Annotated in this window: 24 protein-coding genes; 17 read left to right on the top strand and 7 right to left on the bottom strand. The window is 47.8% G+C overall.

Features of this window, described 5'->3' with window-relative positions; genetic code table 11:
- Positions 1-64 precede the first annotated feature (64 nt).
- From HR45_RS18260 to HR45_RS18240, 5 genes are all read left to right on the top strand, one after another.
- Positions 65-3,262 (top strand): TonB-dependent receptor, encoded by a 3,198-nt coding sequence (locus HR45_RS18260; protein WP_206537918.1) that lies wholly within the window; start codon positions 65-67, stop codon positions 3,260-3,262.
- Between the two features lie 157 nt (positions 3,263-3,419).
- Positions 3,420-4,400 (top strand): tRNA dihydrouridine(20/20a) synthase DusA, encoded by a 981-nt coding sequence (dusA, locus tag HR45_RS18255; RefSeq protein ID WP_430742031.1) that lies wholly within the window; start codon positions 3,420-3,422, stop codon positions 4,398-4,400.
- A 230-nt stretch (positions 4,401-4,630) separates the two neighbouring features.
- Entirely contained in the window at positions 4,631-4,936 is a 306-nt protein-coding gene (locus tag HR45_RS18250) for a hypothetical protein (protein WP_037445716.1), read from the top strand.
- 12 nt (positions 4,937-4,948) lie between these two features.
- Entirely contained in the window at positions 4,949-5,143 is a 195-nt protein-coding gene (locus HR45_RS18245) for a hypothetical protein (protein WP_037445715.1), read from the top strand.
- A gap of 15 nt (positions 5,144-5,158) precedes the next feature.
- Positions 5,159-5,509 carry a hypothetical protein gene (locus HR45_RS18240; protein WP_037445714.1) on the top strand — a complete coding sequence of 117 codons (351 nt, stop codon included), beginning with the start codon at positions 5,159-5,161 and terminating at the stop codon, positions 5,507-5,509.
- A 55-nt stretch (positions 5,510-5,564) separates the two neighbouring features.
- Here HR45_RS18240 and HR45_RS18235 read toward each other — a convergent pair whose 3' ends face one another.
- On the bottom strand, positions 5,565-6,305 hold the full coding sequence (locus HR45_RS18235) for an enoyl-CoA hydratase-related protein (protein WP_037445713.1): 741 nt from the start codon (positions 6,303-6,305) through the stop codon (positions 5,565-5,567).
- Between the two features lie 155 nt (positions 6,306-6,460).
- Between HR45_RS18235 and HR45_RS18230 the strand changes: the two genes are divergently transcribed.
- On the top strand, positions 6,461-7,438 hold the full coding sequence (locus HR45_RS18230; RefSeq protein ID WP_037445712.1) for a DUF2333 family protein: 978 nt from the start codon (positions 6,461-6,463) through the stop codon (positions 7,436-7,438).
- Between the two features lie 5 nt (positions 7,439-7,443).
- Positions 7,444-8,181: a TIGR04219 family outer membrane beta-barrel protein gene (locus HR45_RS18225; protein ID WP_037445711.1), complete on the top strand. Its 738-nt coding sequence runs from the start codon at positions 7,444-7,446 to the stop codon at positions 8,179-8,181.
- Positions 8,182-8,250: 69 nt separating this feature from the next.
- Here HR45_RS18225 and tolC read toward each other — a convergent pair whose 3' ends face one another.
- Positions 8,251-9,576 carry an outer membrane channel protein TolC gene (gene tolC, locus HR45_RS18220; protein WP_037445710.1) on the bottom strand — a complete coding sequence of 442 codons (1,326 nt, stop codon included), beginning with the start codon at positions 9,574-9,576 and terminating at the stop codon, positions 8,251-8,253.
- A gap of 265 nt (positions 9,577-9,841) precedes the next feature.
- Here tolC and nudF point away from each other — a divergent pair, with 265 nt between their 5' ends.
- From nudF to parC, 7 genes are all read left to right on the top strand, one after another.
- Positions 9,842-10,456 (top strand): ADP-ribose diphosphatase, encoded by a 615-nt coding sequence (nudF, locus tag HR45_RS18215; RefSeq protein ID WP_037445709.1) that lies wholly within the window; start codon positions 9,842-9,844, stop codon positions 10,454-10,456.
- Entirely contained in the window at positions 10,449-10,892 is a 444-nt protein-coding gene (locus HR45_RS18210) for a DUF1249 domain-containing protein (RefSeq protein WP_037445708.1), read from the top strand. Before nudF ends, HR45_RS18210 begins: the two co-directional genes overlap by 8 nt.
- A gap of 5 nt (positions 10,893-10,897) precedes the next feature.
- Complete coding sequence (gene cpdA / locus HR45_RS18205; RefSeq protein ID WP_037445707.1) at positions 10,898-11,737, top strand: 3',5'-cyclic-AMP phosphodiesterase; 840 nt, start codon at positions 10,898-10,900, stop codon at positions 11,735-11,737.
- Between the two features lie 34 nt (positions 11,738-11,771).
- A complete protein-coding gene (locus HR45_RS18200) occupies positions 11,772-12,347 on the top strand; it encodes a YqiA/YcfP family alpha/beta fold hydrolase (RefSeq protein ID WP_037445706.1) in 576 nt (191 codons plus the stop codon).
- A 52-nt stretch (positions 12,348-12,399) separates the two neighbouring features.
- Positions 12,400-14,286: a DNA topoisomerase IV subunit B gene (gene parE, locus HR45_RS18195; protein ID WP_037445705.1), complete on the top strand. Its 1,887-nt coding sequence runs from the start codon at positions 12,400-12,402 to the stop codon at positions 14,284-14,286.
- Between the two features lie 104 nt (positions 14,287-14,390).
- Positions 14,391-15,455 carry a PQQ-dependent sugar dehydrogenase gene (locus HR45_RS18190; protein ID WP_241461157.1) on the top strand — a complete coding sequence of 355 codons (1,065 nt, stop codon included), beginning with the start codon at positions 14,391-14,393 and terminating at the stop codon, positions 15,453-15,455.
- A gap of 33 nt (positions 15,456-15,488) precedes the next feature.
- Complete coding sequence (gene parC / locus HR45_RS18185) at positions 15,489-17,777, top strand: DNA topoisomerase IV subunit A (RefSeq protein WP_037445704.1); 2,289 nt, start codon at positions 15,489-15,491, stop codon at positions 17,775-17,777.
- Positions 17,778-17,848: 71 nt separating this feature from the next.
- Here parC and HR45_RS18180 read toward each other — a convergent pair whose 3' ends face one another.
- Both HR45_RS18180 and HR45_RS18175 read right to left on the bottom strand, forming a co-directional pair.
- On the bottom strand, positions 17,849-18,040 hold the full coding sequence (locus HR45_RS18180; RefSeq protein ID WP_037445703.1) for a bacterioferritin-associated ferredoxin: 192 nt from the start codon (positions 18,038-18,040) through the stop codon (positions 17,849-17,851).
- A gap of 155 nt (positions 18,041-18,195) precedes the next feature.
- Complete coding sequence (locus HR45_RS18175; RefSeq protein WP_037445702.1) at positions 18,196-19,122, bottom strand: D-2-hydroxyacid dehydrogenase; 927 nt, start codon at positions 19,120-19,122, stop codon at positions 18,196-18,198.
- Between the two features lie 50 nt (positions 19,123-19,172).
- Here HR45_RS18175 and HR45_RS18170 point away from each other — a divergent pair, with 50 nt between their 5' ends.
- Positions 19,173-19,505, top strand: coding sequence for a DUF3392 domain-containing protein (locus HR45_RS18170; protein WP_037445701.1), 333 nt, complete (start codon positions 19,173-19,175; stop codon positions 19,503-19,505).
- 30 nt (positions 19,506-19,535) lie between these two features.
- Here HR45_RS18170 and HR45_RS18165 read toward each other — a convergent pair whose 3' ends face one another.
- Complete coding sequence (locus HR45_RS18165; RefSeq protein ID WP_037445700.1) at positions 19,536-20,264, bottom strand: glycerophosphodiester phosphodiesterase; 729 nt, start codon at positions 20,262-20,264, stop codon at positions 19,536-19,538.
- A gap of 107 nt (positions 20,265-20,371) precedes the next feature.
- Here HR45_RS18165 and HR45_RS19765 point away from each other — a divergent pair, with 107 nt between their 5' ends.
- Positions 20,372-20,506, top strand: coding sequence for a hypothetical protein (locus HR45_RS19765; protein ID WP_277619592.1), 135 nt, complete (start codon positions 20,372-20,374; stop codon positions 20,504-20,506).
- Between the two features lie 27 nt (positions 20,507-20,533).
- On the opposite strand, the gene asd is transcribed toward HR45_RS19765, so the two are convergent.
- A complete protein-coding gene (gene asd / locus HR45_RS18160; RefSeq protein ID WP_037445699.1) occupies positions 20,534-21,400 on the bottom strand; it encodes an archaetidylserine decarboxylase in 867 nt (288 codons plus the stop codon).
- Positions 21,401-21,434: 34 nt separating this feature from the next.
- The gene (rsgA, locus tag HR45_RS18155) at positions 21,435-22,499 is read right to left on the bottom strand and encodes a small ribosomal subunit biogenesis GTPase RsgA (protein WP_037445698.1); all 1,065 of its coding nucleotides are present in this window, start codon (positions 22,497-22,499) and stop codon (positions 21,435-21,437) included.
- Between the two features lie 100 nt (positions 22,500-22,599).
- Between rsgA and orn the strand changes: the two genes are divergently transcribed.
- Positions 22,600-23,145, top strand: a complete 546-nt coding sequence (gene orn, locus HR45_RS18150; protein ID WP_037445697.1) for an oligoribonuclease — start codon at positions 22,600-22,602, stop codon at positions 23,143-23,145.
- Positions 23,146-23,274 lie beyond the last annotated feature (129 nt).

Raw genomic sequence — 23,274 nt, 5'->3', positions numbered from 1 at the left:
GTGGTTTAGTTACGAACGTAACGGTTTATGTAACAAACATCAATATAAAAACTCAGGGGATCTAATGATGATTCAGGGATTTACGAAAAGCCGTTTAGCCTTGGCACTGACACTTGCCATCGGCGCATCTTCAATGGCCTACGCAGCAGACACTACATCGTCTATGCGTGGTACCATTTCAGGACCTGACGGACAGCCAGCTCCTAACACCAAGATTACATTGATTCACCAGCCATCAGGCACAGTGACTGAAGTAACCACTAACGAAACCGGTGCGTTTAGTGCGTCTGGTCTGCGTGTGGGCGGTCCATACCAAATCATTATCGACTCAGATAAATATCAAGACACAGTTGAAAGCGATATCTTCTTGCAACTGGGTCAAACTTTCCGTTTGAATGAGCAACTGCAACCAGCTGGTGAAGTAGAACGCATCACTGTTACTGGTAGCCAAATTGCTTACTCAAGCAACGCGGGTAGTGCAAGCACCTTCGGTAGTGATGCCATTCAAAAGGCACCGTCACTGAACCGTGACTTGAAAGACATCCTGCGTCAAAACCCTCTGGCAACTGCGTTAGGTGGTGATAACAACGAATTTACCGTTGCTGGTGCTAACCCTCGCTTCAACAGCATCAACGTTGATGGTGTGGGTTTGAACGATGACTTCGGTCTGAACGGTAACGGTTACCCAACCCAACGTTCTCCAGTTTCGCTGGATGCGGTTGAACAGATCTCTATCGACGCTAACCCATACGATGCTAAATACGGTGGTTTCAGCGGCGCTCGTATTAACGCAGTAACCAAATCTGGTACCAACGAATTCCACGGTGGTGCGTTCTACGAGAAGACGTCTGATAGCTGGGCTGGCGAATATGACAGCTACAGCAGCAGTGCTGATAAAATGGTAAGCACTGAAGTGCAGGGCGTTAAGAGCGACACCTATGGTGTGCACTTGGGCGGTCCACTGATCAAAGACAAGCTGTTCTTCTTTGCTAACTATGAAAAATGGGAAAAACCAACTGCTGCCGAATATGGTCCAGCAGGTGCAGGCGCATCTCGTGATGCTGGTTATACTCAAGAACAGTTAGATCGCGTAAGAGCTGCTGCACGTGATCGCTATGGCATCGAAGATATCGGTGGCTGGCAAGGTAATCCGAAAGAAGAAGATGAAAAAATTCTGGTCAAGTTAGACTGGAACATCAACGATATCCACCGTGCGTCTTTCACTTACAACAGTGATGAAAGTAATTCTATCCGTGGACCAAGCGATTCTTCTTACAACCTGAACTTGACCAGTAACTGGTACAACTACCAGCAGAAGATGGATGCATATTCATTCCAATTGTATTCTGACTGGACTTCAGATTTCTCAACTGAACTGGCTGTTGCTTACAAAGATGTTAAGTCTGTCTCTGGTATCGCGACTCGCGCTTACGGTGAGGTTAACGTCGATAACGACAACTCTGTCAACGACGCTGGCTACGATGTTCAAGGTGACGGTTTGGTGTTTGGTCCAGATGAATATCGCCATGCGAACTTCCTCGAAACCAAAACTTGGGCGGTTAACCTGAATGCTGAATACCTGCTGGGCGACCATAAACTTGGTTTCGGTGCGGGTTACGAACGTCTGGACATCTTTAACGTGTACGTGAACCCATCATTGGGTAAATGGACCTTTGACAGCATCGAAGACTTCGAAGCAGGTATTGGTGAAATCCAATACTCTAACGCGCCATCAAATAACACTGATGACGGTGCTGCTGCATTTGTGATGGGTACCTACTCTGCCTATGTGCAGGATAGTTGGGCACTGACTGATGCTATCGATTTGACCTATGGTGTTCGTTATGAACGCACTTTTGCCAATGATACGCCTGAGCTAAACCCTCTCTTTGTTGAACGCTACGGTTTCTCGAACCAAGAAAACTTGGATGGCAAAGATATCTGGTTGCCACGTGTTGGTTTGACTTGGTACGCGACTGATGCCTTGACTGTACGTGCTGGCGCTGGCCGTTTCTCTGGTGGTAAGCCGAACGTATGGATTGCGAACTCATTCAGTAAGCAAGGCCAAAACTTTGATAGCGTTTCTGGTAGCTTTACTGACTTGACCTCACTGCAAGTACCACAGAGCATCTTGGATGAGATGTCATCTAAGAACCCAGATGGTGAAACTGACGCAATCGATCCAAACTTCGAAATTCCTTCAGAATGGCGTTACAGCATCGGTTATGACTATGTATTTGATATCCCAGTACTGGGCGATCAATGGACTTGGTCTTCACAATACATCTACACCCAGAAAGAAGATTCACTGGCATGGCGTGACCTGAACCGTCAACCAAGCGGCACAGTGACACCAGACGGTCGTATCGTATATGAGCCAGTTGATGCTTCATCACCTGATCACTACGATATTCTGTTGACTAACGCTGACCGTGATGGTCATTCGAGCATCATCACTACTAGCTTGAATAAGAGCTGGGAAAGCGGTGTTAACTTGACTATGTCTTATGCATATCAAGACATCACTGATGGTAACACTGGTACCAGTTCTCAAGCAGCGTCTAACTACAAGTATGATGTTGTTGCGAACCGTAACGTAGATTATATCGGTACCGGTAACTACGAAATCGAACACAGCTTCAAGATCAACTTGGGTTACACCCATCAGTTCTTCGCTGGCTATGACACTAGTGTTAACGTGATGTTTGAACGTCGTTCTGGCAAGCCGTTTGGTTGGATTCTAGGTACTTACCGCGGTGATTCTCTGGGCGACCAAGACTACCTGTCTCGTTACAACGCCTATACGCCATATATCCCAACGGGTCCAGATGATCCAAACGTTGCTTACTCAGGCGGTATGGATTACGAAAGCTTCATGGAAGACTACGTGCGTCCAGCTGGTTTGGAAAAATATGCTGGTGGCTATGTACCTAAGAACGCAAGCAAGAAGCCTTGGGTAACCACTCTGGACCTGTCGGTACAGCAAGAAATCCCTGGCTTTATGGAAGGTCACAAAGGTATGTTGTACTTCACAGTACAGAACCTGGCTAACCTGCTGAACAAAGACTGGGGACACGTATACGATGTGTCTGGTGGCTTCAACAAGGAATTTGCTAACGCTACTTGGAGAGATGGTACACTGACATACTCACCAAACAGCCGCGTAGATTTAGGCCCTGAAGCTTCTTCAGATCCATTCTATGAGTTGGATTCAGACCAATCAGTTTGGTACCTGAAAGTCGGTGTTAAATACACCTTCTAATTTCAGCTGACCTCGTTATACAAAACCCGGCCTTGCGCCGGGTTTTTCTTTAATCTACCGCGCAATTTTGAGCTCAATAATATCTGTGTGTATAATCGCCCGCCCAGATTCTCTTGCTGCTGATCGCACGATTGGCGTTTAACTACAGGTATTGAGTGTGAAACAGCCGCTTAACCATTACCGTCGCTTCAGTATCGCTCCTATGCTCGAGTGGACGGATCGTCACTATCGCTATTTCGCACGATTGATGTCGTCGCAAACATTGCTGTATACCGAAATGGTGACAACTGGCGCAATCCTGTTTGGGAAGGGGGACTATCTCAGTTACAACGAGGAAGAGCATCCACTTGCCCTACAATTAGGGGGAAGCGATCCACTGGCCTTGGCACAGTGTGCCAAAATTGCAGCTGAGCGGGGCTATGATGAAGTTAACCTCAATGTTGGGTGTCCGTCCGATCGCGTCCAAAATGGCCGTTTTGGTGCTTGTTTGATGGCGGAGCCGCAGTTAGTGGCGGATTGCGTAAAGGCGATGCAAGATGTGGTGGATATTCCAGTAACGGTAAAAACCCGCATTGGGATTGATGAGCAAGATTCTTATCCGTTTCTGACCGATTTCATCGATACCGTGAGTGCTACTGGCTGTGATACTTTCATTATCCATGCCCGCAAAGCCTGGCTGAATGGGTTAAGCCCGAAAGAAAATCGCGAGATCCCACCTTTGGATTACCCACGCGTCTACCAGCTTAAGCAGGATTACTCAGCGCTGAACATTAGTATTAATGGTGGCGTTAAAACCTTTGATGACATGGCAACGCACCTTGAGCATCTTGATGGTGTGATGGTTGGCCGCGAAGCCTATCAAAATCCATATATGTTGGCCGAAGTCGACCAAAGGTTATACGGAATGGAAAAGGCGGTGCTGAGCCGAGATGCCGTTGTGGACTTAATGCTGCCGTATATTGAGCGACACCTGCAGCAAGGTGGGCGATTGAATCATATTACTCGTCATATGACCGGACTTTATCAGGGCGTTGCAGGTGGCCGTCGCTGGCGCCGTTACCTCAGCGAAAATGCCCATAAGGCCGGAGCTGACTGCGAGGTAGTGCTGGCTGCTCGTGCCAGTATTCAGCAAGCTTAATTGTGACTTTGGTCAAAATAACTACAGCAGTGGCGAATTTCGCCACTGTTTTCCGCTCTTAACGCATTCCATGCGTTTCTCTCATTAATTCTTGCCTTTAAAATTTCTTATATTTTAAATTTCATTTTTAAATTTAATGACTTAATTGCAATTTTAAAAGTTGGCACATCAATTGAATTATCCCCTTCGAACGCTGAATAACTCAGCTCTGAATAAAAGGATGATTCAAAATGAAAAACGTAACTTCAACATTGATTGCAGGTGTATTGGTTTCAGGTGCTTTGTTTGCGAATGCGGCGTCAGCAGCAGATGCGACTGACGTGGCAAAACATCAGCTGGTGAGCGCAATTAGCAACAGCGTCAGCCAACAAGCGAATGAAATGTACTATGGTGCCAAAGCGGAAATCCTGGCGTCTATTCAGCAACAACTGAACCTGTCAGTCGCTACTCATCAGGCACCTAATGCCGCAACCTCTATGATGGCTGAATCGGCAGAACAAAACGACGCAGAGTCTGTACAAACCGCTTCTAAGTAATAGGAGTAGATGATGAATCTAGCTGATCGTTTGCAGAACCCGAAAAAGTGGCTGTGTGGTTTGAGCAATAAACTCGCTACAGATCTTGCATGGTCGCTGACCGGGGTTCGTCTCACTTGGATTGTGCTTGGGATCATTCAACCGTTAACCACATTATTGGTGTACTTTGGTTTGAGTGCGTTGTATCCCAAATTAAGAAATCGCTAGCACGAGGGAACGAGCATGCAAAAACACAGACGCTACCGTCGTAGTTCGCAGTTGTTGGTATGGGCTTTAGTGGCCGTGATGATTCTGCTGGCTTTTATTGTGAGCCAACCCGCCATGATGTCATGGGTAATGGCTTCGCCACTGATGTGGTTTGATGAGAACCTGTGGAGTATGAGCCTCGCCGCGATGACGGTGTTTCTTCTGATATTTTGGATTTCAGCGGCATTTAGCTTGCTGGCATTGGCGACCTTGGCTTGTTCAGCCATGGCATTGGTGATGTTACTGAGTGGCGCTAGTCTAATGTGGCCGCTGATTTTGATTTTACTCGCCGTGTGGGGATTTAGTCGCGCGGTGCAACAACCGTGACCATCTGCTTAGCGCCTTCTTGTTGAGGACATTAAGCCGATGGCCAGAGACTCGTCTATTTGTGGAGTAAAAATTGCTGAAAGCGTTGTCTTGCCTCATCGCTGCTAAGGCATTTGGTAAAGCAATCCAACTCTTGTTGCATGTGCTGTTTTAAATGATTTTTCCACGGTTTCATCAAGGCTTTGGTTTGCTGCACAGCTGCGCTAGGTTTACTGGCAATCAGTTTGGCTCGATTCAAGCTAAACTCAATTAACTCATCATCTTCTACAATGTCATTGATTAGTCGATAACCTCTTGCCTGCATAGCGCTAAATGGTTCACCCGTTAACAGTAATTCTGCCGCGCGTGTGTAGCCGACTAACTGAGGCAGCAACATACTGGCGCCCGCTTCTGGAACAAGCGCTAAATTAATAAATGGTAGTTGGAACTGTGCGCTGGCATCAGCATAAACGAGGTCACAATGAAGCAACATCGTCGTACCAATACCGATGGCTGGGCCACTGACGGCAGCGATAAGCGGCTTTTTGAGCCCAAGTAGGCAAAACAAAAACTCGATGGCAGGATGCTCAGCATCAAGATTAGGAACATTGAGGAAATCGGCAATATCGTTGCCAGCGGTGAAACAATGTTTATCGCCACATAACAGAAAGGCACCTATGTCATTGTTGCTGTCTCCCTCAATCAGGTAAGCTGTAAGCTCTCGATACATCTCCAGATTGATGGCATTCAGTTTATCTAAACGATTGAACTGTATGATGCGGACTCCGTCAGTATCGTTAACCTTGATCATGGACATAATACCTGCCTCAGTGGGTCAAAATATGAGTATGGCAGTGTAAGCGAATAAGTGTAGAATTTAAACGTTCGTTTTAATTTTGATGATTTAGCGGTAAACACCTCATATTATCGAGATGGAAAATTCTGAGGCTCGTTAGAGTGAAGGAGCGAAACATGCAAGTGAAATGGAGCTGGAAGCTAATGCTGAGCGGTGTTGGCGTTCTAATAGTTGTCTTATATCTGGTAGCTGTATGGTGGAGTGTAGAACCGGATGTGTTGACACCCCAGACCACGACCTCAGCAGATGGAAAGCCGTTAACTGGCTACGCGACAACGAGCGCCATAATTGATTCAATGGAAACCTTGTTGGATAAGCCTGGTGGTTGGCTGTCGAACGATATTACACCGCCATCGGTTTTTATGGACAATATGCCGTCGTTTGAATTTGGTGCGCTGGAACAGATCCGCGATATGGCGTTGATCATGCGTAAAGAGTTTAGCCGTTCACAATCCCAGTCTACAGCCGACAAAGATCTATTAGAGGCACACTCTAAACTCAATATTGATCATACCAGTTGGTTGGTGCCGAGCGCCGAAAGTCAGTATCGCGACGCGATTAAATTGCTGAAGCTTTACCGGGCGCGAATGGCAGACCCCAATAATAAAGATGCACAATTTTATGCGCGTGCTGACAATCTGAATGAGTGGCTGAAAGAAGTGCAGAAGCGCTTGGGCAGTCTGTCGCAACGATTGTCCGCTAGCGTCGGCCAAGAGCGTCTTAATACTGATTTGGCAGGCGATAGTGCTGCGCGTCAGTCTACGCCTGTGGCGGCGAGTCAGCAGATTAAAACCAGTTGGTGGCAGATTGATAACGTGTTTTTTGAAGCACGTGGCTCCACTTGGGCATTATTGAATTTTATGAAGGCCGTTGAGGTGGACTTCGCCGATGTGTTGCAAAAGAAAAATGCCGAAGTGAGCTTACGGCAGATTATTCGAGAACTGGAAGGGACGCAGCAAACGGTATGGAGTCCGATGATCCTTAATGGCTCAGGATTTGGCTTTATGGCCAACCACTCATTGGTCATGGCGAATTATATTTCTCGGGCCAATGCTGCAGTTATCGATCTTACTAATCTGTTATCACAAGGCTAATTTTAATGAAACATACCTGCCTAGCACTCGCACTGGTGAGTGCTTTTGCGGCCACTTCGGCCAACGCTTCGACATTATTGGGTTTTAAACTGGGTGGCGATCTGTTTTGGGGCAAGCCCACCGGCGCGCTCGCCGAGCTCAACTACGCTGAGCAGAATATTGATTATAAAGATGCTGCCCAATACAGCATCTGGTTTAACGTTGAGCATCCCATTCCCTTCCTACCGAATCTGAGAATACGTGAAAACCATCTGGAAACTGATGGCCGACTGGCGGATGCTGACTTTGCATTCCAAGGCGTGAATTACACCGGCTCAGTAAAAGGCACCGCAGACTTATCCAATACCGATTTTGTGTTGTATTACGAGCTGTTTGATAACGATATTCTGTCGGTCGATGTGGGCGGTGCCTATAAGAAGTTTTCTGGTGAATATCGCATGGCGCAGGATAACTTTGCTGGCAGTATCGAATTAGATGGTGGCGTGTATATGGGTTATGCAAGTGCTGAAGTTAGCCTGATCACGACCGGATTATTCGCCTACGGTGAGATGCTCGTAGGGATTGATTACAGCAATATTCGCGATTACCAAGTCGGCTTAGGCTGGCAGTTTGATGGGGTGGCGCTCGATACTAAAGTGAGATTGGGCTATCGCCAAGTTAACTTCGAAGACCCAAGCTTTTCGGGCGTGATGGCCGATATGCGCATCAGTGGCGTAACCGCGGGTGTTGAAATCGTGTTTTAAGCTTATAAGCACTCGCTTGACGCATAAAAAAACCGCCATTCGGCGGTTTTTTTACTTAGCGAACTCAGCTTATGGCTGCTGAGTCACAGCTTCTGTGGTCAGTCCGTTATTGATACCGACAACATCAGCTTCAGTCAGTGTGCCTGCCGCTTGTTTCAACGCTAGGATAGAGTTGATATAGCTATAACGCGCATCAGATAACTGGCGCTTGGCGTTATACAGGTTATAAGTACTGTTCAGTACATCCACGATAGTACGGGTACCAACTTCAAAACCGGCTTGAGTCGCTTTCAATGCACTTTCAGCTGAAATCACAGACTGTTCGTATGCTCTGATAGAGCTCATTGAGGCAGTTACATCATTGAAATTACTGCGCACACTTCTGATCACTTCGCGGTGAGTCTGCTCTAATGCTTGGCTTGCTTGGATATAAGCATATTTCGCTTGTTTCACTCGAGAGCTTACTGCAAAGCCTTCAAAGATCGGAATAGACAGGGTTAATCCCACAGCGCTGTCATCAAAATCAGGCTGCGATACACCGTCAGTTTGTTGGTCTAAACCTTTTGAGTATGACGCATTGAAGCTCAGTGAAGGTAAGTGACCAGTTTTCTGCAAGCTAATGGTTTCCTTAGCAATATCTTTCGCTAAGCGATCACTTAAAATTGCCAAGTTGTTATCTTCAGCCAGCTTTTGCCAGTCAGTGGTTTGCGTCGGAGCAGGGCTGGTAGCTGAGAAACGCTGCGTATCGAGCACTTTTAAATCTGTGTGGTCAATACCGGTAATTTCGCGCAGCGCTTCGTAACTGTTGGTCAGTACGTTCTGTGCTGAAATTACGGCAGCAGTAGCCAAGTCATACTGAGCTTGCGCTTCATGTACGTCAGTAATTGCGGTCAAACCTACAGCAAAACGTTGCTTAGTTTGTTCCAACTGACGTTCAATGGCATTTTTCTGCGCCTGTTGATACTCAAAGGTATCTTTGGCTGACAGCACGTTGAAATACGCGGTGGTCACACGAATAATCAGATTTTGCAGCGATGCTGCATAGACGGTATCTGCTTGAGAGGCCGCTTTCTCTGCCAAGTTAAGACCAACCCACGCCGCGTGGTCATAAACCACTTGATTCAACGACACTGTGCCAGTCAGACCTCGGCTATTTGAACCCGGATCATTCCATGCTTTGTTATAGCCTACCTGACCACTCACGGTTGGCAGCAAAGGCGCACGGTTTTCTTCGATCGCTTCAAACGTTTGATCGCGTTGCGCTTTAGCCTGCAATACCACTGGGTCATTGGTGAGAGCTTGCTGATATATTTGGAGCAAATCGTCGGCAAATGCAGTATTTGCCGTCGCTGCGAAAGTCAACGCAGCACACAAAGTGCGGATCTTGAATTTCATTAGCTGTCCTTATAGACAAACACCCTATTCGGGGTTGTTTAACTTCGTTAGACTGTTAAATGCCCTTTGAAAAAGGCGGTTCGCGCTTCCCGACGCTTCCCTATACAGCAAAACTTGTTGGCAGAAATTTTAAGAAATCAACCAATTTGTAGTCAACTTCCAAGTGTAACAGATTTTATGCATAAAAATCCTTAGCTTTTCACGATACAGTGTACTGTCAGGTGTAAAGGTTTAGGATGACAAGCAAGTAAAAGTAGAGGCAAAAATGGCAGAAAAGAAATTCTCAAAAGCGGATGTCGAAATAATTGGTAAAAGAACGCTTTATTCTGGCTTCTTTTCTATGGAAGAATACTGCTTTCGCCATCGCTTATTTGCGGGCGGCTGGAGCGAAGAGGTAAAGCGCGAAGTGTTTGAGCGCGGTCATGCAGTCGTCGTGTTGCCTTATGATGCGCGCACCGATCAAGTGGTGCTAATTGAGCAATTACGTTTTCCGGCCGTTGAAACCAGTGAACATCCTTGGCTTTACGAGCTGGTCGCCGGCATGTTTGAAGCCGATGAAGCCCCAGAAGAAGTGGCCCGGCGCGAGTTGATGGAAGAGAGTGGTTTAGAAGCGCGTTCGTTACACTTTGTAAATAGCTATCTTTCGAGTCCTGGCGGTTGCACTGAGCGTTACTATCTTTATTGCGCCAGTGTTGATGCTAGTCTGGCGACGGGGATTCACGGACTTGCTGAGGAACACGAAGACATTCGCGTGTTAGTGTTGCCAAGGCAACAAGCGTATGAGATGACGATTGATGGCAGAATTGATAATGCCTCTACTGTACTAGGTTTGCAGTGGCTGCAACTGAACTATCAAAATATGTTGGAACTCAATGACTAGAGCAGCGTTAAAAGATCGATATCAACCGAATGTGAACCAGTTTCTTGCGCTGTGCGGGCGCAATTACGCTCACATTCAGCGTTGGCTGCCCGAAGAATGCCAATTAGGTGATCAATGGCAAGTGTCGGGAACATTTGGCTGCTTGGATGTGGAAGTTCTTGAAAATACGCCTTATACCCAGTTAGTCAGCATTACCAGAAATGTCGATTCTCAAGGCGTTGTGCCTGTACCGAAAGTGACAGTAAGGATCTATCATGATGCCAAATTGGCTGAAGTGTTAAGCAGTCAACAGATCTTTCGCTTGCAGGCAGTGTATGATTATCCGAACCTGCGTATGCATCATCCCGATGAAAAATATCAGGTAAACGCCTTTCTGGAGGAGTTGTTGAAAATCGACTGTCATGCTCATTCTAATGTCAGTCATAGTTTTGGGTAATCAATGTGCTGAAAGAGGCTATCACCTACAGTATTCCTAAGGATCACAGTGTTCGCCTTGTGCAGATGACCGATCCTCATCTTTTTGCCGAGCCAGATGGAAACCTGCTGGGCGTTAATACTGCCAATAGTCTTGCTGCGGTAGTGAGCACCGTACAAGCGTTGAACTATCCTGCTGACTTGTTACTGGCCACGGGAGATATCAGCCAAGATTTTTCTGCCGAATCCTACCGCAATTTCGTTAAAGCAATCGCACCGCTTGACCTACCTTGCCATTACTTGCCTGGCAACCACGATGATCCTCGAATCATGAATTTGCATATGCAAGGCGAGCGTGTTTTCGGCCAGCAGCGCATTATTATCGGCAACTGGCAGTTAATTTTGTTGGATTCGACCGTGCGTGGAAAGCCAGGCGGACACTTGGATGAAAGCGAATTTGCCTTGATTCGCGAAGCCATCGCCGCAGAGCCAGATAAGCATGTGTTGTTGGTAATGCATCATAATCCGGTACAGGTTAAGTGTACTTGGTTAGATCAGCATTGGATGGACAACGGGGCAGAGTTTCTTGCCGAGATGGCAAGCTATCCGCAAGTCAAAGGCATGCTTTGGGGCCATGTGCATCAGCAACTCGATCACACCATTGATGGGCAACACGGTCCTATCAACTTGATGGCCACGCCGTCGACATGTATTCAATTTAAGCCGTTATCGACCTACTTTGCGTTAGACATGGTACAGCCTGGCTATCGTTTGCTGGAGTTACGCGCCGATGGTAGCATGCAGACTAGTGTGTATCGTGTGCCGGGCGAGCGTTTCTCACCGGACGTTAAAGCAAGCGGCTACTGATATCTTGCCAATTTGAGTAGCTTAATGAGGTTTTATGCTGCTCTACATTCATGGTTTTAACAGTTCTCCGCAATCGGATAAGGCCGAACTTACTAAGGCTTATCTCGCACAGCATTTCCCCGATACCAAGATTGATATTCCGCAACTGCCTTCTAACCCCGCAGCGGCAATCGCGTTACTAACCGAACGCGTGGAAATGGCCGTTGCTAATGGTGAGGCGTTGCGTTTTATCGGTTCCTCACTTGGCGGCTATATGGCGAGCTATCTGGCGGAAAAATATGGCGGTAAGGCGGTGTTGGTTAATCCAGCGGTTAAACCTTATGAGCTGTTTAACGACTATTTGGGCGAGCAGACTAATCCCTATACCGGAGAGGTTTATCAACTACTCCCTGAACATCAACAACAACTTTATGCTTTTGATACACAGGTAATATTCAACCCCGATCGATTTTTTGTATTATTGCAAACGGGTGATGAAGTGCTTGATTACCAACAGGCGCTGAATAAATATCATTGCTGTAAAATGCTGGTTGAGGTCGGTGGAAATCACAGTTTTGTGGGTTACGGCGACAAATTAGCAGAAGTCTGCCGTTTTTTATGCTTACCTTGACAATCAGATCGTCGCGGCCCAACATGGCCTGAAACAATAACAAGTATGCGCTATGACTAATCAATACACCTCAGATGCCATTGAAGTACTGAACGGACTCGATCCCGTTAAACGCCGTCCGGGGATGTATACCGATACCACACGCCCCAATCATCTCGGTCAGGAAGTTATCGATAACAGTGTCGATGAAGCGTTGGCCGGGCATGCTCGTAAAATTGATGTAATTCTTCATACCGATAATTCACTTGAAGTGATCGACGATGGCCGCGGTATGCCTGTGGATATTCACCCGGAAGAAGGTATTCCTGGGGTTGAATTGATCCTAACTAAACTCCATGCTGGTGGTAAGTTTTCCAATAAAAACTATCAGTTTTCTGGCGGCTTGCACGGCGTAGGTATTTCCGTTGTTAACGCCTTATCTAAGCGTGTTGAAGTGACGGTTCGCCGTGACGCACAAGTGTACGAAATCGCTTTTGAGCACGGTGACCGTGTAGAAGCCTTGAGTGTTACTGGCACCTGTGGTCGCCGTAATACTGGCACCCGAGTGCGCTTTTGGCCTGACGAAAAATATTTTGATTCTGCTAATTTCTCCGTCAGTAAGCTTACCTATCTGCTGCGCGCAAAAGCCGTTTTGTGTTCTGGCTTAACCATTACCTTTGTTAACAAGCAAACGAACGAACAACAAGAATGGTGTTACGAAGCTGGTCTTACTGATTATGTTAAAGAATCAGTCGCTGAAAACCCCTGTTTACCGGCAGAGCCGTTTGTCGGCAATATTGCTACCCAGTTAGAAGCGGCAGAATGGGCAATTACTTGGCTAAATGAAGGCGGAGAATGCCTGAATGAAAGCTACGTTAACCTGATCCCCACTCCGCTAGGTGGGACTCACGTGAACGGCTTTCGCCAAGGTCTATTGGAGTCAATGCGGGAGTTTTGCGAATTCCGCAATTTGATTCCGCGTGGTGTAAAACTCGGCCCAGATGATATCTGGGATAAAGCGTCGTTCGTGCTGTCAGTGAAAATGCAGGACCCGCAATTTGCCGGGCAAACCAAAGAGAAACTTTCCAGCCGCCAATGCGCCGCTTTTGTCGCAGGTATTGTGCGTGATGCTTTCAGTTTGTGGCTTAACAGTAACACTGACCAAGCCGAGTTATTGGCCGAAATGTGCATCAGCAATGCACAACGCCGCTTAAAGTCAGCGAAAAAAATTGCGCGTAAGAAGGTGACCTCAGGACCGGCGTTGCCGGGCAAACTGACCGATTGCACCAGTCAAGATAACAGCCGCACTGAGTTATTCCTCGTGGAAGGTGATTCAGCGGGCGGGAGTGCCAAACAGGCACGTGATAAAGAATTTCAGGCAATTATGCCGCTTCGCGGTAAAATCCTGAACACTTGGGAGGTTGATGCTTCTCAAGTGTTGGGGTCACAAGAAGTCCATGATATATCTGTGGCGATAGGCTGTGACCCTGACAGCAACGACATTTCTGAACTTAGGTATGGCAAAATCTGTGTGTTAGCCGATGCGGACTCCGATGGCTTGCATATTGCGACTTTGTTATGTGCGCTGTTCCTCAAGCATTTTAAAGTGCTGGTGGAACATGGGCATATTTATATCGCGATGCCACCATTGTTCAGAATTGACGTAGGTAAGGAGGTCTTTTATGCCCTCGATGAAGAGGAAAAACAAGGCATCCTGAGCCGTATTGCAGCAGATAAGAAAAAGGGCAAAGTCCAAGTCACCCGCTTTAAAGGGTTGGGCGAAATGAACCCATTGCAATTACGGGAAACGACCATGGATCCCAATACTCGACGGTTAGTCCAGCTGACCATTGATGACGCCGAAGAAACGGTGCTGTTGATGGACATGCTGTTGTCCAAGAAGCGAGCAGGGGATCGTAAATCATGGCTGGAAGCTAAGGGAGACTTAGCCCAGTTTTAAATGCGCCGGAACAATCACAAGGCTGGGGTATGAAGAATCTATGTAACAGAACTGGCTCTCGAGTCAGTGCAGGTTTGTTACTGCTTGGAACCTCATTAATATGCATGACCGCAGCTGCTGCGCAGTCGGTCATTATTACGGTCACCAAAGGCTTTGGCGTTTCGTTATACGCCACCGATTTAGGTGATGCCAAACAGATTGCCGTTGGAGATGACGGCACCTTGTTTGTAGGTTCCCACAAAAGTGGCACTATCACTGCGCTAGTGGATAGTAACAACGATGGCCGAGTCGACCGCCGTTATCTGGTGGCTAAAGATCTGGAATACCCAGAGGCATTAGCGTTCCATGACGGTAACTTATATGCGGCAGTAAATGAGCGTATCGTCGTGTTCAATAACATTGAGCAGCGTTTACGACGTCCCGCGCGGCCAGTAGAAATTTACGACCGCTTGCCAGGCAATACAAAGAAGAGTGTACGCGGCATGAAGTTTGGCCCTGATGGGCGGCTCTATGTCGCGATTGGTGCACCGTGTAATGTCTGCGAGCCGAGTTCGCCATATGGCAGCATCATCGCCATCGATCTGCAATTTGGTGATGCCAGACAGATTGCCACAGGCATTCGTCAGGTCGTTGGTATGGATTGGTCGCCTGTTGATAACAAACTATGGTTCGCCGACAGCAGTCGTGATTGGATGGGGGATAACATCCCACCCGATGAAATCGATCGCGTCGCCAACTTTGGCGAGCATTTTGGCTTTCCCTATATTCACGGCAACAACGTGAAAGAGCCTGCATACGATAAGCCGAAAAACTTAAAGGTTACGCCACCCGAATTTGAGTTGCCCGCGCATGTTGCGCCTAGGGATATCTTGTTTTATCGCGGCACTCAGTTCCCTGAGGAATATCACAACCAATTATTGGTGGCCGAAAATGGCTCCTGGAACCGCTCCAGCAAAGTGGGCTACCAGATAGTGATGTTGAAAATGGATGGCAATAAAGTGTTGGAACGCAACACTGTGCTGAGCTTTCTTGACGGTGAATTTCCCATGGCACGGCCTTATGGCTTAGCGATGGCGCCGGATGGCTCGGTGTATATTTCCGATGATTTAAAAGGCAATGTCTACCGACTGTATTACAAAGGTAGCAGCTCAGATGAAGAACAGGACTAAGCGGCAAAACGCTTCGACAGGAATAATAACTATATGAGTGATTCAATCGGACTGAGCATGGACGGAGTGGAACAGATGCCACTGCGGCGCTTCACCGAAGATGCGTATCTGAACTATTCCATGTACGTCATTATGGATCGCGCGTTGCCGCATATTGGTGACGGTCTGAAGCCCGTACAGCGTCGTATCATCTATGCTATGAGCGAACTGGGGCTGGCTGCTACGGCTAAGTATAAAAAGTCCGCCCGTACCGTCGGCGATGTGCTCGGTAAATACCATCCACATGGTGATAGCGCTTGTTATGAAGCGATGGTGTTGATGGCACAGCCTTTTACCTATCGCTACCCGTTGGTGGATGGTCAAGGTAACTGGGGGGCGCCAGACGATCCTAAATCGTTTGCTGCCATGCGTTATACCGAAGCGCGTTTGTCACGTTTCTCTGAAGTGTTGCTCAGTGAGTTAGGCCAGGGCACGGTTGAATGGGGCGATAACTTTGATGGCACCATGAAAGAGCCATTGATGTTACCTGCTCGTTTACCCCATATTTTGCTTAACGGCATTACCGGTATTGCTGTGGGCATGGCGACCGATATTCCACCGCACAATGCCCGTGAAGTTGCTGCTGCATGTATCGAACTATTGGACAATCCGAGTGCCGATCTTGAGCAGCTCATGAGCTTTGTGCCAGGGCCAGACTATCCGACCGCGGCAGAGATTATTACGCCAGCTGCCGATATCGCCAAAATCTATGAAAGCGGCAAAGGCTCAGTCAAAGCTAGGGCGGTTTACAGCGTAGAAGATGGTGAAATCGTCGTCACCGCGTTACCACATCAAGCCAGTTCATCGAAGATTCTGGAACAGATTGCCGCGCAGATGCAGGCGAAGAAGCTGCCAATGGTGACCGACTTACGTGATGAGTCGGATCATGAGAATCCGGTACGTCTAGTGATTGTTCCGCGTTCTAACCGAGTCGATTGCCAGCAACTGATGGCGCACCTGTTTGCTACCACCGAGCTGGAGAAAAATTACCGAATCAACCTTAACGTGCTGGGCTTAGATGGTCGGCCGCAGGTGAAGGGCTTGAAGCAGATGCTGACCGAATGGTTGGTTTACCGTACCCAAACAGTACGTCGTCGCTTGGAGTTCCGTTTAGGTAAGGTGTTGGCTCGACTACATATTCTCGAAGCTTTGATGGTTGCCTTCCTCAATATCGACGAAGTGATTGAGATCATCCGCTTCCATGATGAGCCGAAAGCGGAATTAATGCGCCGCTTCAATCTCAGCGATAAGCAAGCTGAAGCGATTCTGGAACTGAAGTTACGTCACTTGGCCAAGCTGGAAGAGATTAAAATTCAAGCTGAGCAAGATGAATTAGCCAAAGAGCGCGATGCGCTGGAATTGCTGCTCAGCTCTGATCGTCGTCTTAAGACGCTGATTAAGAAAGAACTCAAAGCAGACGCTGAAACTTATGGTGACGAGCGTCGTTCACCATTGGTGGAACGTGCAGAATCAAAAGCGTTATCCGAGCAAGATTTAGTGCCCACCGAAGCGGTGACCGTTATTCTGTCAGAGAAAGGTTGGGTGCGTTGCGCCAAAGGCCATGATATTGATGCCGCTGCTCTGTCTTATAAAGCGGGTGACCAGTTCCTCTGCGCCGCACCAGGACGAAGCAACCAGCAAACAGTGTTTATTGACAGTTCTGGTCGCGCCTTTGCCACTGACACGCATACGCTGCCGTCGGCGCGTAGCCAAGGTGAGCCTATCACCACTCGCTTTAATCTGGCTGCAGGCGAAACCATGGAGCATGTGCTGCTTGGAGATGACGCGAGTCAGTACCTGCTAGCGAGCGATGCAGGCTATGGATTTGTCTGCGAATACAAAGATATGGTGTCGCGTAACAAAGCTGGTAAGGTGTTGTTGAGCTTGCCAAAAAATGCCAAGGTGCTGACACCTAGGTTGCTGGATAAGACTGTGCCGAACGATATCTTGGCAATCAGCAACGAAGGACGCATGTTGATTTTTGATGTAGGTGCGTTACCGCAACTGAGCAAAGGTAAAGGCAATAAGATTATCGGTATTCCAAGCGAACGCGCATCGAATCGTGAAGAGTTACTCGGTCATCTGTGTTTGGTGCCAAAGGGCGCGAGTGTGACGCTGTGGGCTGGCAAACGTAAGCTGACGCTGAAATCGAGTGATTTGGAACATTACCGCGGAGAACGTGGACGCCGCGGGGCTAAGCTGCCACGTGGTTTACAGCGAGTGGATAGTGTTGATATCAGCTATGATGCCCCGAGTAGTGAAGCAGAATTTGACGCTGAGTAACTCGTGCAGCGATAGCCTAATAGCAAAAAGCCCCGTAAATACGGGGCTTTTTTCGATAGCAGCAAGATACCTCAAGCAACTTCGTAATAATTTGGTTCCAATTCAAGCTGCTGCTCAATAATCAGCGCTGCCATTTTGGTACATTTTCCACATTGATCGCCTACACCCAGCCGTTTCTTAACATCCTTTAAGCTGGTATCTCCCTGACTAACGGCCTGCTTAATTTGGGTGTCAGTAATCGCGTGACACAGGCAGACGTACATGGTGATATCTCCGCAGTAAAACCAATTCTCATTTGTTGGGTATGATTATAAATGAAAATTGTTCTCACTCACAATACGTATTTGTGCTTTTTTTGGACAGGATCACGTTGCCGCCATAACGCTATTGGGGCTGATACTCACAATTGATAACTAATTCAATAGCCTGCTTCCATATCTACGCGGTTGAGCAAGGCGTCACCTTGAATAAATCTTTGATAGTTTTCCGCAAAAATTGCGACCACTTGCTCAGGAAAACTGGGCGCGGCGATATGTGGGGTAATAATGGCATTGGGCAGTTGCCACAGTAGATGCTCGCTATTGAGTGGCTCTTGTTCAAACACATCGAGAATGGCGGTAACGTCGTTGCGCTGTTGCAGAAACTGCGTGAGCAGATTGATATCCACAATCGAGCCGCGCCCAACATTGATAAAAATTGCATTTTGTTTCAGCAACGCCAGCATGTTGCTATCGAATAATCGCGTGGTTTGCGGTGTATGCGGTAGAGCGTTGACGATAACGTCGGCGTGTTGGAGTTGCGCTGATAGTTGACTTATATCAGCGACATGCTCAAATGCTGCATTAGCACCACCACGGCGATTGATCCCAATGGCACGCATACCAAAATGACGCGCCGTGCTGGCAAGGTGAGTACCAATTGAACCTGTCCCCAACACCAATAGAGATTTTCCCTGCAGCGTTGTGTATCGCCCCTCCTGCCAAACCTTCGCTGCTTGTTGTTGGTGATACAGTTGCTGCTGCCGATAAATACTCAGCAAATAACCAAACACATATTCGCTCATTAACGGACCAAACACTTGCTTAATGTTGGTCAGTTGACAGGTCAGTGGCCGTCTCAGTTGCATTAACTTATCGACGCCCGCAAATGTGCTTTGTATCCATTGTAATTGCGGTGCGACACTTACCAATGGCGCAGCTAAGCCGGGTTCTGCCAGCCAGATATCGGCATGATTGATATGTTCGGGTTGATCATCAACCACGCTGAGGCTAGGTAAGTCATATTGCTGCAGCAGCGGCAGATATTTATCATTTTCTCTGGTGAGCAACAACAGCTTGTGCGACATGCAGACTCCCTTTATGCTGGCTGCCGATTATCAAATAGCAGTGAAATTTTATGGACTTAATCGTTTCTTTCCTAAGCCGCACTGGCGCAATGTTACATCCTTGGATGAATGAAATCGCCACGGCAATGGTGTCTTGTATCATTGTGGTGTTTGGCGCTGATTGCAACCGCTGGCTGCGTCAGCAACTGGGAGCCAGGTCATTTATCCTGCGCACGTTAATTTTTATTGTGGTGAATGCTTTTGGCTTTGGCTTGTTGATTGTGGCTGTGAGTCCTTGGCTCGCGGGCCAGCTACGACATATGCCCGCTATGTGGATGCTGCTGCTGGTTTGTGCGGTGTTTTTCCTGATTGGCTCGTGGGCGCAGCGTAATCGTCAAAGCTAAGTTTGGCCTTGTAACTTGCCGTTTTACCGATTAGTCAAACCAGTTCGCGGCGGGGATATCCGCTGAGGCTGGTTCTGCTAAAGCATGCATTGCACGATCCGGGAAGTTACAGAAAATGCCATCGACCCCTAGTTGCTGCAAGTAGTGCATATCATCAATATAATCAACAGTATAAGCGTAGGTTTTAATGCCAAGTTGCTGCGCACATTTGAGCATGTCGAGGCTAATGAAATTGATATCAAGATGCAAAGAGTAGGGTTGAATCGCGTTGATAGTGGTGTCGTAGTCTAACGGAATTCCACTGAATAAAACGCCGATACGCGCGTGTGGTAAGGCTTGCCGTAGTTGCAGCAGATAGCGATGATTAAATGACGATATCAGCAACTGCTCGGCGCTAAAGCCTAACTCGCTGAGATAGCGTGGATAAGCTGCGATTAATGGTGCCAGCGTGTTTACGCCTTTAAGCTCAATATTGACCATGGCTCGGCCAGCTACGAGCTGTAGTACTTGCCACAGTGTCGGGATCGCCTCACCTAAGACGGTAATCTGGCTCAACTCATTTTGGCTACGCTGATCAATCAGCCCTTGTCCACAGCTTTTGTATTCTAGACGGCGATCATGAAAAACATATAATTCCCCTTCAACACAGTGAACGTCCAGTTCAATCGCCTCTGCACCGAGAGATAGCGCATATTCCATGGCGCTCAGGGTATTCTCGGGACAATGACCACTGGCTCCTCGATGGGCAATTACCAGCATAGTAAGCTCCTCATTAACCACAACTGTAGCAGCTGTTCTATCGCGAGCAAGATACCGCAAACTCGTGCAGATCACTATAGTGTTTAACGAGGAAATATTAGTGCTTTATGCATGATGTCAAACAAGGAGTGGGTGACAGTGAGTGCCGTTATTGGATAGAGCAGGTGCTGACTGGATTGCTACTGGCGTGGAAGTCTTTCAGCTCGGTCATCATCAACACTGAAGCCGCCCCATTTTCATAGGCGCGGCTTCAGCGTTGAATACAGATGTTAAGCGTCTGCTTTTTTGGCAAAGGCTTGTCCCATGCGGGTAACGGCACCCGGCTCGACACCGTCGGCAAACTCGCTAAGGGCATCTTTAGCGAACAGCATTACCACAGTACTACCGAGTTTAAAGCGCCCCATCTCTTCACCTTTGGCAAGCGTTATCGCGTCTTCAGCCTCAGTGTCGTAATCCCAGACAAATACTTTCTTTCCGGTCGGTGGCGTGACTGTGCCAGCCCACACGGTTTCAATACTTGCCACAATGGTCGCGCCCACTAATACCATTGCCAACGGTCCGATTTCAGTTTCAAAAATCGCCACTACGCGCTCGTTACGCGCAAATAATCCCGGCACATGTTGCGCGGTCAGCGGATTTACTGAGAACAGTTCGCCCGGTACATACACCATTTTTGATAGCGTACCCGCAACTGGCATATGGATGCGGTGATAATCGCGTGGTGCGAGGTAAATAGTCGCGAAATCACCTTCGTCGAAGCGTGCGGCTAACTCAGGTAAATCACCGAGCAGGGCCAGTGACGAATAGTCGTGCCCCTTGGCTTGAATAATACGGCCTTGCTCAATCGGACCGCGTTGACTAACAGTGCCATCCACCGGGTGAACCAAATACTGTTCATTCTCGTGCAGTGGTCGCATGCCAGGCTTAAGCGCTCGAGTGAAAAAGGCATTAAAGGTGTTGTAGTCGTCGGCGTTACTGGCCGCGGCTTCTGACATATCGACGTTGTACTGCTTAATAAATTTACTGATGGTCCAGGTGGTCAGCCCGCCTAATTCTGCTGCTGCCAGCTTGCCCACCAGTCGAGACAACAGATGTTTAGGCAATAAGTACTGCAGTACAATTTTCAGCTTATCCAATTTAAAAATTTCCTTGTTATCTTTGTTATGGATATTAAATATCGTCGACGCCCGCGCGGAAATAACGTGCGTGGCGCTGCTCGCCCAAGCTGGCGATAATACGATGATAATTGTTAAATCTGTCCTCTGCGATTTTGCCTGCTTCTACTGCTTCGCGCAAACGGCAGCCGGGATCGTCTAAGTGTTTGCAATCGCGGAATTTACAGCCACCTAAGTAGTCACGAAATTCGATAAAACACCATCCTACCCGTTCTGCAGGCAGGTGCCACAGGGCAAATTCGCGTACGCCGGGAGAATCAATCAGCTTACCGCCATCAGGGAAATGCAACAGTTTTGAGGTGGTAGTGGTGTGCTGGCCGAGGCCGGAGTTATCTGATACTTCGCCAGTTTGTAGTTCGGCATCCGGCATTAAGGCGTTGATCAAGGACGACTTACCCACACCAGACTGACCAGCGAAAATACTGGTCTTATTGGCTAATGTCTGTCTGAGCTCATCCAAACCATCGGCGGATTTACTGCTGACACACAACACTTGGTAGCCAATATTACGATAGCGCTGCAGTGCGGCTTCTATCTCGTCGCGGTTACTTGCGTCTAATAGGTCTATTTTGTTAAGCACAATAATGGGCGGGATGTCGGTATCTTCTGCCGCCACTAAATAGCGATCGATGATCTGCGTAGTAAATTCTGGCAACACCGATGAGACAATCAGAATCTGATCGATATTGGCGGCGACTACTTTGACGCCATCGTATAAATCTGGACGTGTGAGTGAGGATTGTCGTGGATGCACCGCTTCTACCACACCACCGATGGCGGATTGGTTGTCATTGGCTAAGCGCAATACCACTTTATCGCCAGTCACGAGACTACCAATGGTGCGGCGGATATTACAGCGTACGATTTCGCCGTCGGCCGCCTCAACGTCAACATGCTGACCAAAGCGAGAAATCACAACGCCCTCTTGCTCTGGACCAAGATTTCCTTCTTGAATTTCGTCTTCTTGCTCGGTTGCTTGTTGACGACGGTCAAGTCGTTTTTGGTGGTTAGCCTTCATGCGGCGCAACTGGCCTCGGCTCAGGGGTTTCTTTTTGCTCACGTAAACCTGTAAGATCGTGCTGATTCGGGGTCAAAACCCCTATAATACACGCTATTGAACAAAAAAGCCTGAAACGGCGATTGCTGGAGTATTTACGAACATGGCGGCCAATGCTGAAAATCTGATTTGGGTGGATCTGGAAATGACCGGGTTAGAGCCGGCTACCGATCGCGTTATTGAAATTGCCACGATTGTGACCGATAAAGATTTGAATATTTTGGCGGAAGGGCCGGTGATCGCCATTCATCAGTTAGATGAAGTGCTGGCAGCAATGGATGACTGGAACCAACAGCATCATGGCGCCTCAGGCTTGATTGACCGCGTGCGTGCCAGCAGTTACTCCGAGCAAGACGCGATTCGCGAGACCATTGCTTTTCTTGAGCAATATGTACCAAAAGGTAAATCACCTATGTGTGGTAACAGCATTGGTCAGGATCGCCGTTTTCTGAATAAATATATGCCGGAGCTGGAAGATTACTTCCACTACCGCAATCTGGACGTCAGCACAATTAAAGAGTTAGTGAGTCGTTGGCAGCCAGAAATCATGCAAGAATTTAAAAAGCAAAATACTCACCAAGCGCTCGATGATATTCGCGAATCAGTTGCCGAATTGCAGTTCTATCGCGAGCGAGTATTTAAAATTTGAGCATTTAGCATCTAAATATGCTCGTGGGGGTTGCAGGGTTAATAAATTTCCATATAATGCGGCCTCACCTTCGCTGCTTCATGTAAGCGGAGCACGGAATGCGACATTAGCTCAGTTGGTAGAGCGATA

The sequence above is a fragment of the Shewanella mangrovi genome (assembly GCF_000753795.1).
Taxonomy (GTDB): Bacteria; Pseudomonadota; Gammaproteobacteria; order Enterobacterales; family Shewanellaceae; genus Shewanella; species Shewanella mangrovi.
Note: the sequence above shows the minus strand (reverse complement) of the source record. Positions and strands in the feature narration are given on the sequence as shown.